The organism is Streptomyces sp. NPDC039480, assembly GCF_055597165.1.
In genome coordinates this window covers 731,268-747,243 of record NZ_JBVITX010000002.1, presented here as the reverse complement: position 1 = coordinate 747,243, position 15,976 = coordinate 731,268, and the positions used below count along the sequence as shown (strand labels likewise).

Below are 15,976 nucleotides of genomic sequence, written 5' to 3'. Positions count from 1 at the left end.
CATCCGCACCACCGCCATGACAAGTATCCGCACCACCGCGCTCACCCTGCTCGTGGCGGGCTCGCTGCTCGCCGCCGCGGGCTGCGCGGAGAACGACGACGGCCGGCAGACCGCCGCGCCCACCGGGCCCCGCACGGTCACCCCCGTGTCCGGCTGCGGCAAGGGCAGCTGGACCGACCCCGCCGACCTCTCCCCCGACCGCGAGCCGGCCCGCTGCGCCCCGAACACGCCCGCGCCCGAGCCGCTCGCCGAGGAGCGCCGCCTGACCATCGCGACCGGCACCCTGAGCGCCGAATACGTCGGCCCCCTCCAGATGGCCGTGGAGAAGGGCGAGTTCAAGAAGGAGGGCCTGAACGTCGAACTGAAGGTGCTGCCCACTCCCGACGCGCTCCCCCTCCTCGCCAAGGGCGACGTCGACGCCCAGTGGGCGGCCCCGGAAGCCGCCGTGATGAACGGCATCTCCAGCGGGTTCGACATCAAGTGGACGGCCGGCAACTTCTCCCCCGACCCCCGCTCGAAGAGCGGCCTGTGGGTACGCCTCAAGAAGGACGAGACCGCGGCCCATGTCCCCATGGCGGGCCGGAAGCTCGGCACGATGATCGGCAAGGGGTCCGTCATCGCGTACCCCATGAACAAGGCCCTGAAGAAGCACGGCGGCGGCCTCGACAAGATCCGGTTCCAGCAGTTGGGCTCGGCCGACATCCTCACCGCCCTCCAGAACGGCGGCACCGACTCGGCCTGGCTGCTCGACCCGGTCTGGCGCAAGGTCGACGGCGACAAGAGGTACGCGTTCCTGGGCGGCCAGCCCCAAGGTGAACCGCTGGGCGGCCTCCTCTTCGGCCCGAACCTCCTCAAGGAGGACCCGGACGCGGGCGTCGCGCTGCTTCGCGCGTACATCCGCACGGTGAACACGTACTTCGCGGGTGACTACAAGACCGACAAGGCCTTCGCGGCGAAGCTCGCACAGCTCCTGGAGACGGACGAGGAGGTGCTGCTCGCCACGCCGTCCCTCCGCATGGACTGGGAGATCCGCGCGGGCACGACGGACCGCCTGCAGGACGCGTACCGCGCGGCGGGCGTCTCGGAGGGCGCCAAGGTGCCGGAGGAGAAGGTGGTGGACCGCACGCTGTACGAGGAGGCGGTGGGCCACAAGTGACGAGGAGGCGGTGGGCCACAAATGAATCGAGGGCCGGAAGCCAATCGGCTTCCGGCCCTCGACCGTCAGTAGCGGGGACAGGATTTGAACCTGCGACCTCTGGGTTATGAGCCCAGCGAGCTACCGAGCTGCTCCACCCCGCGTCGGTAAACACAACAGTACGTCAACGCTACGACCAGCGCAAATCTGTTCTGCCATGCTCCGACCCGCCCGGGGCGGGACCTACGCGGAGAGCTCCTGGCGCAGCGCCTCACGCAGGCGGCCCGCCCGCTCCGAGACCTCCGCGGGGCCGAGGTCGACGGCTCTCGTGGCCCAGCGCTGCCCCTGCGCCAGCTGCCCGCGCCGGGCGTAGAGGAGGGCGAGGCGGAGTGCCGCGCGGCCGTGGCCCGCGTCGGCGGCCCGGGTCCACCACAGGGCGGCCTCCGGCTCGCTGCCCTCGCGGGCGAGCAGCAGCCCGAGGTTGAACGCGCCGTTCCGGCTGCCGGCCTCCGCGGCCTTGCGGTACCACTTGGCGGCCTCGACGACGTCTCCCCGGCCCGAGGCGAGCATGCCCACCCGGACCTGGGCGCGCCGGTGGCCCTGCTGGGCGGCCCGCTCGTACCACTCCTCGCACTCGGTCTTCTCCGCGGCGGGCTCGCCGAGCGCCGGCGGCCCCGCGGGGGGACGGCGCGCGTCGAGCAGCATCCCGAGCCGGTACGCCGCCTCGGCGCTGCCGCCTCCCGCCGCGCACCGCAGGTGCCGCTCGGCCTCTTGGTCGTCGCCCTCGCGCAGCCGCGCGGTGCCGACCTGGAGCGCGGCGTCGGTGTGCCCGGCGGCGGCCGCGCGCTCGTACCACCGCAGGGCGGCGGCCTCGTCGTCCCGGCTCGCGTACAGGATCCCGAGGTTGAACGCGGCGTCCACGCTGCCCGCCTCCGCGGCCTTGGAGAACCACGGCTCGGCCCCGGCCGCGTCGCCGCCCTGGAGCAGCAGCACGGCGAGCGCGTTGGCCGCCTCGCGGTGTCCCGCGTACGCGGCGCGGCGGTACCACTGGTCGGCGTGCGCGGTGCGGCCCTGCTCGGCGCAGAGCAGCCCGAGGTTGTACGCGCCGTTCACATCGCCCGCGTCCATGGCGGCGCGGTACCAGCGCTCGGCGGTCTGCGTCTCGCCGCGCTCGGCGTGCAGCGCGCCCAGCGCGTTCGCGGCGTTCCCGTCGCCGTCCTGGGCGGCCTTGAGCCACCACACGGCGGCGCTCTCCTCGTCGCCCGCGTCCCGCAGCAGGAAGCCCAGCGCGCAGGCCGCCCTGGCCTCGCCGTCCTTGGCGGAGTTGAGGTACCAGCGGCCCGCTTCCTTCAGCTCGCCGCGCCGCTCCAGGATGGAGCCGAGGTGCAGCGCGGCGCGCCGGTGACCGCGGGCGGCCGCCTGGCGGTACCACTGCTCGGCCTCGTCGGCGGGCGTGCGCGCGGCGTCGGGGCGCCCCCCGCGCGCGGGCTGGTCGGTGCTCTCCGTGTCGGCCCGCCGGTCGAGCGCGCGGGCCAGGCGGTACGCGGCCTCCCGGTGGCCGCGCTCGGCGGCGACCCGCAGCCAGCGCTCGGCGCCGACGTCACCGCGGTGCTCCAGGAGGTCCGCGAGCGCGTACGCCCCGAGGGTGTGGCCCTGCTCGGCGGACTGGCGCAGCCAGTACTCGGCGGCGGGCTCGTCGCCGCGCTCGCGGTGGTGGCGGCCGAGCGCGTGCGCGGCCGCGGCGGATCCCGCGACGGCGGCGACGCGCCACCAGCCGGCCGCCTCGTCCGCGTACCCACGCTGGTGGAGGAGGACTCCGAGGTTGTTGGCGGCGGCGCGGTCGCCCTCGGCGGTCGCCGCGCGCAGCAGAGATTCGGCGCCGTCGAGATCACCGCGGCGCAGGAGAAGACTTCCGAGAACGCTCATCGCGTCCACGTCGCCGGCCTCGGCGGCCAGCCGGTGGCGCATCTCCTCGGCGGCCGCCCCGGGATCCTCCCGGTCGGCCGGCTGCACAAACCGCCCTGTCTCCAACAGAGTTGCCTTGTCCCCCATAACGTCCATCGTCGCACCACCTGCAACCTGGGTACACCTGGTATACCGCAGCCAGTGAGGTCACTTCAGCGTTTTGTCGACATGCCCACAGAGAGATAAGTCAAACACAGATCTCCCAACTCTCCCCCTACCGGGCACCGTTCGCATGTCTTGGCATAGGCCACCCGCACACGACGGGCACCGGCACCCGGCACACACGACAAAGGCCCGGATCCGTAAGGATCCGGGCCTTCACCTTGCAGTAGCGGGGACAGGATTTGAACCTGCGACCTCTGGGTTATGAGCCCAGCGAGCTACCGAGCTGCTCCACCCCGCGCCGTTGTGTTGAAACCGTACCACGGCGCGGGAGGGCTGCTTGACCACCCACTACTCGGTCTTCTCGGGCTCCGGCTTGTCCGCGTTCTTGTCCGCGTTCTTGTCGGCGGCCTGGTCAGCGTCCTTGTCGGCGTTCTTGTCGGCGGCCTTGTCGTCCTTCTCCTTGGCCTTCGCCGAGGCCTCCTCGGCCCGCTCCAGAGCCTCCTGGAGCCGCTCCTGCGCCTCGCCGTACGCCTTCCAGTCGTTCTCCTTCATGGCCGCCTCGCCGTCCTCGAAGGCCCTCTGGGCGTCGTCGAGCGCGTCCTGGACCGTCGGGTCGTTCGTCTTCGGCGGCTTGGTCGGCTCGTCCTCGCCAGGATCGTCGGCCGGCGGCTTGGTGGTCCCTTCAGTACTGAAGACCTGGTTGAGGCCCTCGCTGAGGGTGTCCGCGAAGGCGGTCTCCGTGCCGTACGACACAGCGACCTTCTTCAGAAGGGGATACGCCGACTTGCGTCCCTGTACGTAGACGGGCTCGACGTACAGGAAGCCGTCGTCCAGTGGCACGGTCAGCAGATTGCCGTAGAGGACGTCGGAGTCGGCGCCCTTCATGTCACGGACGAAGTTGCCGACTTCCGTCATGGAGTTCAGCTTGTTCTGCACCTGTTCGGGGCCGTCGACGTCACCCCGGACTCTGAGCAGCTGCATCTTGCCGTAGTTCGCACTTCTGGCATCGGCGTCGACCGTCATGAAGGCCCGTAGGTTGGGCCGCTCACTCGGGGTGAACGTCGTCGTCAGGGAGAACTGCTGCTGCGTCTTGCCCGGCGACTTCAGAGACAGGTAGTACGGCGGGACCGCACTGTCGTCCTTCTTCGTCGGGTCGTTCGGGACCTGCCACGCGTCACTCGCGTTGTAGAACTGGCCGGGGTCCGTGACGTGGTACTTCGTGAGCAGTTCGCGCTGGACCTTGAACATGTCCTGCGGGTAGCGCAGGTGGTCCATCAGCTTCGGCGGGATCTCGCTCTTGTCCTTGACGGTGCCCGGGAACGCCTTCTTCCAGGTCTTCAGGACCGGGTCCTCGTCGTCCCAGGTGTAGAGCTTGACGTCGCCGGTGTACGCGTCGACGGTGGCCTTCACCGAGTTCCGGATGTAGTTGACCTGGTTCTGCTGGGCGATCACCGTGCGCTGGCTGTCGGCCTGCGACAGGGAGTCGGCGGTGGTGTCGCCGAGCGTCGTCCGCGAGGCGTACGGGTAGCCGTTGCTGGTCGTGTAGGCGTCGACGACCCACTGGATACGGCCGTCCACAACCGTCGGGTAGACGTCGCCGTCGATGGTCAGCCACGGGGCGACGGCCTCCACGCGCTCCTTCGGAGTGCGGTTGTAGAGGATCCGCGAGCCCTCGCCGATGGCTCCGGAGTACAGGATCTGCGGCTCTCCGAAGGACACCGCGTACGCGGCGCGGTTGATCGGGTTGGAGAGGTTGACTCCGCTGTCGCCCTTGTAGCTGTACGTCTTCTGACCGCCGCCGTCCTCTTCGTAGTCGAGCTCCTTCTGGGGCCCGCCCACGATCGAGTACTGGGACGTCTTCTCGCCGTAGTAGATCCGCTGCTCGTACTCACCGAGGTTGCCGGTGGTGGGCAGGCCCGCCTCGGTGAACGCCGGGGCGCCCTTGGAGCCGGGCTTGGTCTCCGTGCCCTTGGCGGCGACCACTCCGTAGCCGTGGGTGTAGGCGAAGTGGTCGTTGATCCAGTTCCGCTTGTCGAGCTTGTTCACGTTCAGCTCGCGGAGGCCGATGATGGTGTCCTGGCCGTTGTAGCGGTCCACGTCCAGCGTCTTCGGGAACTGGTAGTAGCTGCGCTCCTGCTCCAGCTGCTGGAAGGTCGGCGAGACGATGTTCGGGTCGTTCAGCCGGTAGTTGGCCGCCGTGTCCGCGTCCTCGCGCTTCTTCTTGGGATCCTCGTCGACCTTGCCCGCGCCCTTGTAGTCCTCGGGCTTCACCCCGCTGATGCCGTAGGCGTGGCGGGTGGCCTCGATGTTCTTCTCGATGTACGGCGCTTCCTTGGCCTGCTCGTTCGGCTGGACCTGGAACTTCTGGACGATCGCGGGGTAGAGCCCGCCGATGAGGATCGCCGAGAGCACCATCAGGCCGAAGCCGATGACCGGCAGCTGCCAGGTGCGCCGCCACAGCGTGGCGAAGAAGAGGATGGCGCAGATGACGGCGATGCAGAACAGGATCGTCTTCGCCGGCAGGTACGCGTTCGCGTCGACGTACTTCAGGCCGGTCCAGTTGTCCGTCGCCTTGAAGTCACTGGACTTCACCGCGAGGCCGTACCGGTCGAGCCAGTACGCGATGGCCTTGAGCGACACGAAGACACCGAGCAGCACCGAGAGGTGACCGGTGGCCGCGGCGGTGGCGCGGGCGCCGGGGCTGGTGATCCGCAGCCCGCCGTACAGGTAGTGCGTCAGGGCGGCGGCGACCAGGGAGAGCACCGTGGCCGCGAAGCCGAAGCCCAGCAGGAAGCGGTACCAGGGCAGGTCGAACGCGAAGAACGACACGTCCATGTGGAACTGCGGGTCCTTCTGGCCGAAGGACACGCCGTTGACCCACAGGAGCCAGGTGCGCCACTGACCGGCGGCGGACGCGCCCGCGATCAGACCCACCAGGGCGGTGACCCCGATGAGCAGCCACTTCTTGTACGGGGCGATGCCCATGCGGTACCGGTCGAGGCTCTGCTGCTCCATCGACATGGCACTCAGCGGCGGGCGCAGCCGGTGCGCCAGCCAGATGTTCACGCCGACTGCGGCCGCCATGAGGAGGCCGAAGACGAAGAACAGGCCGATCTTGGTCCACAGGGTCGTCGTGAAGACCGATGAGTAGTTGACCGAGCGGTACCACAACCAGTCCGTCCAGAACCCCGAGAACATGACGAAGGCCATGGCCAGTACGGCCAGCACCCCCAGTGTCATGAGCAGGGTCCGGACACGCCGGGAGGGTCGGCCCACTCTGATCCGTGGCCCCGTCGGGCCTCCGCCGCGGTCCGGCATCTGGAAAGCCAAGGTGCGCACCTCGAAGTTCGCTGTTGATTCGCTGTTGGTCCGTCAGGCCCCGGAGATCGTGGAGCCACACCTATGCAACTTACCTACGCTTTACTCGGTTCCCGTTTCTCGGGACTAACGAGGCAGGATTGTGACCATGTCCAACACTCCCATGGCAGCGAGCCCCCTCACCCGGGCGGTACTCGAGATCGACGAGTACGTATCCGGCCTCGGCTGGGACCGGCCCGCCCGCCTCTTCGCGCTGGTCGACACGGCGCGACTGCGTACCCAAGAACCCGGCCTCGCCTCCCAGCTCGGCCTCGACGACGGCGTGGAGCACGCCGGCCTGACCCCCATCGAGCAGGAGGAGATCCCCGCGGACAAGCCGCTGGACGAATTCCTCGGCACCATCGCCTGGCCGGACGCGGTGGCGGGCTGCGCTCTCACCGTGGAGCGCCTGATGCTGCCGCCGTCCGCCGAGGCGTCCGTCCCGGACGGTCTCGGTGAGGCGCAGCTCGCGAAGTGGGTGGCCGAGCACCCGGACCGCCAGGAGGTCCGGATGACGGTCGCGGTGCTCCGTGACGGTGCGCGCGAGTCCGCGCTGCGGCTGCGCGAGAAGGACTCGCCGACCGAGGTCCTCACCGGTTCGGATCTGGTGCCCGGCCTTGCGGAGGCGCTCGCGGCGACGTTCGCGTAGCGGTAGGTCATATTCCGTTCTGTACGCGGGTGGGGCGCCCCCACCCGCGTACAGCTGTGTCAGGGCCCGGTCGGACCGGTCAGCCGGTGGTGCACTTCGGCAGGTCGGCGGTCTTTCCCTTGCGGATCTTCTCCAGGGACTTCACGGCGTCGGCGATGGTGTCCACCTTGACGAGCGTGAGGCCGTCGGGGACGTCCTCGGCGGCGGCCGCGCAGTTGCCCTTCGGCGTGAGGAAGTACTCGGCGCCCTTGTCACGCGCGCCGACGGTCTTCATCTCGATGCCGCCGATCGGGCCCACCTTGCCGTCGGCCTCGATGGTGCCGGTGCCGGCCACGAACTTGCCGCCGGTGAGGTCGTCCGGAGTCAGCTTGTCGACGATGCCGAGGGCGAACATCAGTCCGGCGCTCGGTCCGCCCACGTCGGCCAGCTTGATGTCGATCGTGAACGGGAAGGTGTGGTCGGTGCCCGCCTTGATGCCGACGACCGCGCGGTCCGCGTCGTCCTCAGCGCCCTTCGTCTTGATCTTGATTTCCTCGGTCTCGGTCGGCGCCTTGCCCGCCTTCTCGGCGGCGGCCGCGACCTTGACCGGGACGACGGTGAAGCTGACCGTCTCGCCCGGCTTGTGAGCGGTGACGAGCTTCGCGACGTCCGTCATCTCCTTGACGGGCTTGCCGTCCACCTTGCGGATGACGTCGCCCGCGTGCAGCTTGCCCTCCGCCGGGTCGCCCTTGAAGACGGTGGAGACGATCACCTGGGACTTCACCGGGATGTCCAGCTGCCTGAGCGCCGCGACCTTGGCGCTCTCCTGGGACTGGCTGAACTCCTCGGCGTTCTCCTGGGTGGACTGCTGCTCGGTCTTGCCGTTCGGGTAGAGCGTGTCGTGCGGCACCACGATGTTGTCGTGTGCCAGCCAGCCGTACACGGCCTCCGCGAGGTTCATGTCGTAGTCGGCGCTGGTGACCCTGACCGTCGTCATGTTCAGGTTGCCGGTCGTGGGATAGGTCTTGCGTCCGGAGATCTGCAGCACTGGCTCGCCGTCGTGGTCGCCGAGGGTGTTCACCGTGGGCCCGGGGGACATCTCCGAGTACGGCACTTTGATGAGTACTCCGGCGCAGAGCAGCGCGATCAGCATCAAGGTGGAGGCGAGCATCGTCGCAGTGCGGCGTGGCATGGAACGACAGTACGGGACCTGCCTGTGAGGACACCCCCGGGGCCGGTCCGTACGGGGCGCTTTCAGCTCCCGGTGCGGGACTTCTCCATGGCCTCACGGAAGGCCGCGTAGCCGTTGAGCTCGTGGGCGTCACCCGTGCGGCCGGACTTGCGGTTGCGGGCCGCCCAGCTGCCCCACAGACCCGCTCCGACGGCCGCCAGGAGCGGAATGAGCAACCAGGCAAGTGATGCCATACCGACCTCCCGAGCCTGTGAGCCACCGCAACTGACTGATCAGCAGATTAACCATCCGCAGGGTCAACGCTCACGGCAGGGGTCGGGTTACGCAACCGGAGCGCCCGTCACGCGGTCGGAGCCACCGGGGCCGGGCGACTCAACACGCGCCGACCCACTCTTCCTTGCCGTCCGAGAAACGCTGGTGCTTCCAGATCGGCACCTCGTGCTTGAGGTCGTCGATCAGCCGGCGGCAGGCGTCGAAGGCTTCGGCGCGGTGCGGGCAGGAGACGGCCACGACCACCGCGAGGTCGCCGACGGCGAGGTCCCCGACGCGGTGCACCGCGGCAAGGGCGCGCACCGGGAACTCGGCGACGACCTTCTCGGCCACCCGGCGCATCTCGGCCTCGGCGGTGGGGTGGGTCGAGTACCCCAGCTCGTCGACGTCCGCGCCGCCGTCGTGGTTGCGCACGGTCCCCACGAAGAGCGCCGTGCCGCCCGCCGCGTCGTCGCCGACGGCCCGGAAGACCTCGTCCAGAGAGAGCGGGGTGTCACGGATCGCGAGCAGGCGGATCGGGTCCTGCGCGGCCTGCTCGCCGGGGTGGTCCATCGTGGTGCGTGCCATGCGGCCATGGTGCCGCACGGCACGGGCATCACGGAATAGACCTTTCGCCCGGCACGCACGCGTGTCGCCTTGGAGTTCCCTACAGGGCCCTACAGGGCCCTACAGAGGCTGCCCGCTCGGCGCTTCCCCACAGGAGCTGCCCACGGACGGCGGACGGCGCCCCGACGGGCCTCAGATCCTCCGCCGCGCCTTCCGCGCCCTGCGCACCACCGCCGCGGCGCCCAGCAGCGCGACCGTCGCACCCGCCGCACCCGCGGCCGTGGCGTCCTTGCGCCCGAGCCGCCGGCCTGCCACGGTGCGCCGCCCGGCGACCTCTTCGAGCAGCTCCGCGAGAACTTCCTCGTTCGTCCACTGGGGCCGCCACCCGGCGTCGTGCAGGCCGCTGACGCTGACCACCCACGGGTACATCGTGTACGCGAGGTCACCGGCCGGCGACGGTGTGAGGCCGATGCGGTGCAGCCGTGCGGCGGCGCCGAGCGCGACCGTCGACGGCAGCTCCATGCGCCGGATCCCGCTGAGCTCCTCGACCTCCTCCTGCTCCAGCCAGCCGTCGCAGCCGACGGCCAGCTCGCCGTCGACCTTCTCCAGGACGGCGTACTCCAGAGCGCTGCACAGGTCCTCGACGTGGCAGAACTGCCAGGCGGGGCGCGATCCCGCCACGACCAGGAGCCGGGGCGACTCGAAATAGCGCGTGAGGGCCGTGTCCGTGCCGCCGACCAGCGTCGCGGGCCGCACGACGGTGACGTTGAGGCCGGGGTGCGCGCGGGGCGCCCGGCGGGCGAGCCGCTCGACCTCCAGGAGGTCACCGACACCGGTGGCCTCCGCGGTGGCACGCAATTCGGCGTCTTCGGAGAGGGGCAGTTCGTTGTCGGGCAGCGCTCCGTAGACCATCGCCGACGTACAGAGCACGACACGGTGCACACCGGCCGCCGCGGCCGCGGTCAGCACGGTCTGGGTGCCGCGCACGTTGTACGCGGTGCGGGCCGCGGCGTCGGTCTCCAGGTCGAGATCGAGCGCCAGGTGCACCACGACGTCCGCGCCGCGCAGCTTCTCCGCGATGGCCGGATCCCGCACGTCCAGGATGTGCCACTGCGCCTGCGTGCAGTCGCCCCGGCGCTCGTCGATGGCGATGACCTGCTTGATCGCCTCCGATGCGGCGAGGCGCTCGGTCAGGAGCGCGCCCACTCCGGAGGCGGCGCCGGTCACGGCGACCACCGGCCCTCGGACGGGCGCCGAGGTTGAGGGGTTTCGCGCTGCGCGAACCTGTGGATCTGGGGAACTCACCGGGCGTCTCCAGCGGTTGTCTTCAGTACGTACGCGTATGACGCGTACGTACCAGGTGGCATCCATCCTGCCGCAGGCCAAGAGTCGGCGAAGCACCGAGGCCCGAACCCGTCACGGTGTCTACGCTGGGTGGTGTTGTAGGGCAGCCGCCGCCGGAACGATACCGGCGGCCTGACGAGCCGAGGAATCCCGTGAGTGACACCCCATTCGGATTCGGCCTTCCGCCGGAGGAGCCGGAAGACGGCGACGAGGGCAAGAAGAAGGGATCCCCTGGAGAGGGACAGAGCGGGGGCCAGGGCGGGCAGGGCGCCGGTGGCCCCGCGAACCCGTTCGGTTTCGGGGGGTTCCCCGGAGCCGGCGGCGGTGACAACCCGTTCGCCGCGATGTTCGGTTCCATGAATCCGAACGACCTGGGCGCCGCGTTCCAGCAGCTCGGCCAGATGCTCTCGTACGAGGGCGGCCCGGTGAACTGGGACATGGCCAAGGACATCGCCCGCCAGACCGTGTCCCAGGGCACGGCGGACGGCACCAAGGACGCCAGCGTCGGCCCCGCCGAGCGCTCCGCCGTCGAGGAGGCAGTGCGCCTGGCCGACCTGTGGCTGGACGACGCGACGTCGCTGCCGTCCGGGTCGGGCTCGGCCGTCGCGTGGAGCCGCGCCGAGTGGGTCGAGGCGACCCTGCCGGTGTGGAAGGAGCTCGTCGACCCCGTCGCCGAGCGCGTCGGCCTGGCCATGGGCGACGTGCTGCCCGAGGAGATGCAGGCCATGGCGGGCCCGCTGATCGGCATGATGCGCTCCATGGGCGGCGCCATGTTCGGCCAGCAGATCGGCCAGGCCGTCGGCGTGCTCGCGGGCGAGGTCGTCGGCTCCACCGACATCGGCCTCCCGCTCGGCCCGGCCGGCAAGGCCGCGCTCCTCCCGGTGAACATCGAGGCCTTCGGCAAGGACCTGGGCATCGACAAGAACGAGGTGCGGCTCTATCTGGCGCTCCGCGAGGCCGCCCACCAGCGGCTCTTCGCCCACGTCCCGTGGCTGCGCTCGCACCTGTTCGGCGCCGTCGAGGGTTACGCCCGCGGGATCAAGGTCGACACGGCCAAGCTGGAGGACGTGGTCGGCCAGCTCGACCCGCAGAATCCGGAGCAGCTGCAGGAGGCTCTCCAGCAGGGCATGTTCCAGCCGGAGGACACCCCGGCCCAGAAGGCCGCTCTGGCCCGCCTGGAGACGGCTCTGGCGCTCGTGGAGGGCTGGGTGGACGCGGTGGTCCACGCCGCCGCGAAGCCCCGCCTGTCGTCCGCCGACGCCCTCCGGGAGACGCTGCGCCGCCGCCGTGCGACGGGCGGCCCCGCGGAGCAGACGTTCGCCACGCTGATCGGCCTCGAACTGCGCCCGCGCCGGCTGCGGGACGCCTCGCGCCTGTGGGCCTCGCTCACGGACGCGCGCGGTGTCGACGGCCGCGACGGCCTGTGGGAGCACCCGGACATGCTGCCGACGGCCTCCGACCTGGACGACCCTGACGGCTTCGTGCACCGCGAGCAGCTGGACTTCTCCGAGCTGGACAAGATGCTCGGCGAGGCGGCGGGCGGCGGCTCCGCGAAGCCCGACCTCACGAAGGACGAGGGCGACGACACCAAGGACGACGACGGCAAGTGAGCCTGTACGACGACACGGTCCTCGTACTGAAGGGCTACGAGGACCAGCCCGAGCTGCGCCAGTACTACCTGGACCACCTGTCCGCGCACCCCGCGGACGGTATGTGGAAGGCCTGCACGGACGGGCACGTGACGGCCAGCGCCCTGGTCATCGACCCCTCACGCGGGCGCGTGCTGCTCACCCTGCACAAGAAGCTGCGGATGTGGCTCCAGATGGGCGGTCACTGCGAGCCGGGCGATCCGACGCTGGCCGCGGCGGCGCTGCGCGAGGCGACGGAGGAGTCCGGCGTGCCGGGCCTGACGCTGCTGGCGGGCGGCCCGGTCCGCCTGGACCGCCACCCGATCCCGGGCCCGTGCACCCAGCACCTCGACGTGCAGTACGCCGCGCTCGCCCCGTCCGACGCGGTCGAGGCGATCAGCGACGAATCACTGGACCTGCGCTGGTTCGCGTACGACGAGGTGGCGAATGTCGCCGACGAGTCGGTCGTACGCCTGGTGGAAGCGACGAGGGCGCGCCTCTAGCGGGGCGCCCCCTATAGGGGGCGCGGGGAACTGCGCGACCAGCCACATACGGCCCGCACGTGCTCCCCGCGCCCTGTCCGCTGCTTCACCGAAGCGGAGCGCTCAGCTCCAGACGTTGCCCTGGTTCTGCCCCCGGGTCCCTTGCTGGCCCATCCCGAACTGCGCCTGGGCGCCCCGCCCGATGTCCGCGTTCTGGGGCGGCAGCATCTCGCTCGGCTGGACGAGCGCGTAGCCCTGGCCCATGAAGCTGAGCTCCCAGCCCTCGCCGGTGTTGCCGCGACGGCGCCAGACGCCCGAGGAGTGGGTCTGGGCCTGCATCTGGACGCGCAGGCCGTTGGACCAGGCGACGATCGCGTCGGCGTCCGCGTTGACGTACCGGTCGGGCGTGACCTGCAGCATCAGGGGCTGGCCCGACGTCATCAGGGCGACCTTGCCGCGCCCGCTGATGTTGAGCTGGTACTTGCCGGAGCCGGAGATGCCGTACTGGCTGTCGACGGCGATGACCTGGTGGGTCAGCGACGAGTCCATCGCGAGGACATAGCTGCTGTCCACGGTCAGGCCGTCCTGGTCGACATCCACCACATGGATGTACTGGGCGAGGTTGGCGAAGTAGATCGTGCCCTGACCGTGGCAGCGCATCAGGTCCAGGCCCTCGCCGGTGTGCGCGCGGGCCCGCTGGTTGCCCTGGCTCTGGTACTCGGCGTCGAACTCGATCAGCCCCTGGTAGGCGACCATCGCGCCCTTGCGGGCCAGGACGTCGTCGTGGCCTTCCAGGGCGACCCGCAACAGCTGTGGGTTCTGGACGGAGTAGCGCTCCTGGGTCTGCTGCTCGGCGTGCGCGAAAAGTGGGCTCTGCATGGTGTCCTGCTCCCCCTCAGCCCCGTGCTCGGAGACGGTCGGTGCTGTCCTCGCTGGGCTGTACGACGACGATGCCCTCTCCGGAGAAGCCCATCTGATAGGCCTCGCCGCTGCCGCGCCCGATGAGGGAGCCGGCCTTGAAGCTGCGCTTGCCCTTCACCTTGAGGTTCGGGGACCAGGCGATCAGGGCGTCCGGGTCGACGTACGTCTCGTCGTCGCCACGGCCGCAGTCGACGACGATCGGGGTGCCCCGGGACGTCAGCGCCACCCAGCCCTGGCCGGAGATCTTGATGTTCCACAGGCCCTGCCCGGCGAACTTGGCCATGCCCTTGACCCGCTCGACGCCCCACTGGAGGGACGCGTCGAAGGCGAGGAGGTTGGTGCCGTTCACCGAGAGGGAGTCGCCCGCCAGGTTGATGACGACGACGTCCGCTCCGTAGTCGGCGAGGTAGAGGAGGCCGTCTCCGGAGCACTTCATCAAGGGCGCGCCCTCGCCGGTCATCCACTCGCGCGCGACCTGCCGGACGGCGGGCGGATTCGGCTCGTACTGCACGAACCCTTCGTAGGCGACCATCGAGCCCACGCGCGCGAAGAGGTCGTTGCCGGTCTGCATGGCGACCTTGACCATGTGGTGGCCGTGGTTCTCCATGCGGGCGGCGACGGGTGCGGGAGCAAAGCCCGCGAGCTGCTGATTCATGACGGGCTCCCTCAGACCTCGTACGGCTGGACGACGATGAAATTGCCGGGCGCGCCACGGAACTGGAGGTTCACGCTCTCGCCCGTGGATCCCGCGTACGCGTTGCTGCGCATCCGGACCTGGCTGGAAACGATCGCCTGAGCGGCGGCCGACCAGGCGACGACGGCGTGGCAGTCGGCGAAGGTCGTCGGCGTGACGGGCAGGACGACGGGCACGCCGTGGGTCTTCAGGATGACGGTGCCGGTGCCCTGGAACTGCATGACGAACAGAGCGCCGCCGGGGATGCCGTGGCCCTCGATCCTGCGCACTTCGTGCTGGAGGGTCTCGTCGAAGGCGAGGACGTTCTCCGCCGAGACGCAGATCGCGTCGCCCTGGAGCTCGATGGGGTGCAGGTGGGTGCCTTCCTCGGCGAGGAAGACCTGCCCCCGGCCGGAGCAGCGCATCAGCTGCATCTCCTGGCCGGTGGAGTTGCCCACGATGCGTCCGGCGAAGCCCGCGCCCTTGTAGCTGAACTCGACCTTGCCCTGGTAGAGCACCATGCTGCCCTGACGGGCGAGGATCGGCTGGTCGGCGACGCCGAGGTCGACGCGTATGAGCTTCTCGTTCTGCTGCGTCCAGCGCTGGCCGGTGGGGGCTTCGCGGTACTTCTGGAGGGCCGCGGCCACACCGGCGCCCTGGGGTGCCGCACCCTGCGGGGCGGCGGCCTGTCCGGGGAACTGGCCGCTGGGGGGCTGCTGGCCGTAGCCGGGCGGGGGCATGGGGGCGGCGGGCTGCTGGCCGTATCCGGGTGGCGGGGGTGCGGTCTGGCCCGGGGCCTGGGCGAACTGCGGGGGCTGCTGGCCCGGCTGGCCGTACGGCGAGGGGGCCGACGGCGGCGGCACGGCTCCGCCCGGCGGCTGGTGCATGGGGGCCACGACGGTCTGCGCGGCGTGCACCGGAGGGTTCACGGGAGCGGGAGCCGGGGGCGGGGTGGCGCCCTGCGGCGGCGCGAAGTTCTGCACGGGAGCGGGGGCGGGCGCGGGCGCCGGGATGGGAGCGGGCGCGGGTGCCTGCGGCGGCGCTGCGGCTGCCGGGGCGCCGAACGCGGGCGGCGCCGCGGCCTGCGCGGGCGGTGCGAAGGAGGGCGCGGCGGCCTGCGGCTGCGGGGCGGCGGGCTCCTCCTCGGCGACCTCGCCGCCGAAGTTCCTCAGGAGGGCGTCGAGCCCGCCGTCGAAGCCCTGGCCGATCGCGGCGAAGCGCCAGACGTCCTTCATGTAGAAGTCGCCCAGCATGACGGCGCGCTCTGTGGAGAACTCCGCGCCGTTGAAGGCGTAGCGCGCCACTTCCTCGCCGCCCGCGACGATGCGGATGTACCCGGAGGCGACCTGCGACATCTGCCCGGCGCCGTCGATCGTCGCCGTGAACGACAGCCGCTGGATCTGCTGCGGGATGCGGTCGAGCGTGACCCGGAAGGACTCGGTGTCGCCCGCCTGGGCGCCCAGGAGCTGGATCGACTCCTCGGGGGACTTCGGCTGGTTGAAGAAGATGAAGTAACGGTCGTCCGAGAGCCGCTCGCTCGCGTCGAGGCCGAAGCAGCTGATGTCGAACGTCAGCCCCGGTGCGGAGATCTGCACGCCGACGTACAGATCGGTTCCCGCGGTGAGGTCACTGACCTTGGCCTTGTGGCCGCGTTGGAATTCCCTGGCCATACGTAACGACCGTCCCCCATCCCGAATGTGAATGCGTCGCGTCAGGCTAACCGCAAAGTC

The 15,976-nt window shown here is 70.5% G+C and carries 13 protein-coding genes and 2 tRNA genes; 4 read left to right on the top strand and 11 right to left on the bottom strand.

The window, feature by feature from the left end:
- Positions 1-16 precede the first annotated feature (16 nt).
- The gene (locus ACZ56E_RS09445; protein ID WP_471213146.1) at positions 17-1,156 is read left to right on the top strand and encodes an ABC transporter substrate-binding protein; all 1,140 of its coding nucleotides are present in this window, start codon (positions 17-19) and stop codon (positions 1,154-1,156) included.
- Positions 1,157-1,225: 69 nt separating this feature from the next.
- On the opposite strand, the gene ACZ56E_RS09440 is transcribed toward ACZ56E_RS09445, so the two are convergent.
- The 4 genes from ACZ56E_RS09440 to ACZ56E_RS09425 form a co-directional block, all read right to left on the bottom strand.
- Positions 1,226-1,299: transfer RNA gene (locus tag ACZ56E_RS09440), tRNA-Met, on the bottom strand.
- A gap of 79 nt (positions 1,300-1,378) precedes the next feature.
- Positions 1,379-3,196 carry a tetratricopeptide repeat protein gene (locus tag ACZ56E_RS09435; RefSeq protein WP_471212685.1) on the bottom strand — a complete coding sequence of 606 codons (1,818 nt, stop codon included), beginning with the start codon at positions 3,194-3,196 and terminating at the stop codon, positions 1,379-1,381.
- Between the two features lie 233 nt (positions 3,197-3,429).
- Positions 3,430-3,503: transfer RNA gene (locus tag ACZ56E_RS09430), tRNA-Met, on the bottom strand.
- 50 nt (positions 3,504-3,553) lie between these two features.
- Positions 3,554-6,523 (bottom strand): UPF0182 family membrane protein, encoded by a 2,970-nt coding sequence (locus ACZ56E_RS09425; RefSeq protein WP_471213144.1) that lies wholly within the window; start codon positions 6,521-6,523, stop codon positions 3,554-3,556.
- Between the two features lie 148 nt (positions 6,524-6,671).
- On the opposite strand from ACZ56E_RS09425, the gene ACZ56E_RS09420 reads away from it, so the two are divergent.
- Positions 6,672-7,211 carry a PPA1309 family protein gene (locus tag ACZ56E_RS09420; protein ID WP_362996365.1) on the top strand — a complete coding sequence of 180 codons (540 nt, stop codon included), beginning with the start codon at positions 6,672-6,674 and terminating at the stop codon, positions 7,209-7,211.
- A 79-nt stretch (positions 7,212-7,290) separates the two neighbouring features.
- On the opposite strand, the gene ACZ56E_RS09415 is transcribed toward ACZ56E_RS09420, so the two are convergent.
- From ACZ56E_RS09415 to ACZ56E_RS09400, 4 genes are all read right to left on the bottom strand, one after another.
- The gene (locus ACZ56E_RS09415; RefSeq protein ID WP_471212683.1) at positions 7,291-8,382 is read right to left on the bottom strand and encodes a YlbL family protein; all 1,092 of its coding nucleotides are present in this window, start codon (positions 8,380-8,382) and stop codon (positions 7,291-7,293) included.
- A 62-nt stretch (positions 8,383-8,444) separates the two neighbouring features.
- Positions 8,445-8,615 (bottom strand): hypothetical protein, encoded by a 171-nt coding sequence (locus ACZ56E_RS09410; RefSeq protein WP_468609067.1) that lies wholly within the window; start codon positions 8,613-8,615, stop codon positions 8,445-8,447.
- A gap of 139 nt (positions 8,616-8,754) precedes the next feature.
- Positions 8,755-9,219: a molybdenum cofactor biosynthesis protein MoaE gene (locus tag ACZ56E_RS09405; protein ID WP_471212680.1), complete on the bottom strand. Its 465-nt coding sequence runs from the start codon at positions 9,217-9,219 to the stop codon at positions 8,755-8,757.
- A 171-nt stretch (positions 9,220-9,390) separates the two neighbouring features.
- The gene (locus ACZ56E_RS09400) at positions 9,391-10,503 is read right to left on the bottom strand and encodes an SDR family oxidoreductase (RefSeq protein ID WP_471212677.1); all 1,113 of its coding nucleotides are present in this window, start codon (positions 10,501-10,503) and stop codon (positions 9,391-9,393) included.
- Positions 10,504-10,694: 191 nt separating this feature from the next.
- Here ACZ56E_RS09400 and ACZ56E_RS09395 point away from each other — a divergent pair, with 191 nt between their 5' ends.
- On the top strand, positions 10,695-12,152 hold the full coding sequence (locus ACZ56E_RS09395; RefSeq protein ID WP_468609073.1) for a zinc-dependent metalloprotease: 1,458 nt from the start codon (positions 10,695-10,697) through the stop codon (positions 12,150-12,152).
- Entirely contained in the window at positions 12,149-12,673 is a 525-nt protein-coding gene (locus ACZ56E_RS09390; RefSeq protein WP_471212673.1) for an NUDIX hydrolase, read from the top strand. Before ACZ56E_RS09395 ends, ACZ56E_RS09390 begins: the two co-directional genes overlap by 4 nt.
- A 102-nt stretch (positions 12,674-12,775) precedes the next feature.
- Here the strand turns inward: ACZ56E_RS09390 and ACZ56E_RS09385 are convergent, their stop codons facing one another.
- Genes ACZ56E_RS09385 through ACZ56E_RS09375 form a run of 3 tightly spaced genes read right to left on the bottom strand, consistent with a single transcriptional unit; the run spans position 12,776 to position 15,916 of the window.
- A complete protein-coding gene (locus ACZ56E_RS09385; RefSeq protein ID WP_471212671.1) occupies positions 12,776-13,531 on the bottom strand; it encodes an AIM24 family protein in 756 nt (251 codons plus the stop codon).
- Between the two features lie 16 nt (positions 13,532-13,547).
- Positions 13,548-14,228 carry an AIM24 family protein gene (locus ACZ56E_RS09380; protein WP_384541677.1) on the bottom strand — a complete coding sequence of 227 codons (681 nt, stop codon included), beginning with the start codon at positions 14,226-14,228 and terminating at the stop codon, positions 13,548-13,550.
- An 11-nt stretch (positions 14,229-14,239) separates the two neighbouring features.
- Positions 14,240-15,916, bottom strand: a complete 1,677-nt coding sequence (locus tag ACZ56E_RS09375) for a TerD family protein (protein ID WP_471212669.1) — start codon at positions 15,914-15,916, stop codon at positions 14,240-14,242.
- Positions 15,917-15,976: the final 60 nt, after the last annotated feature.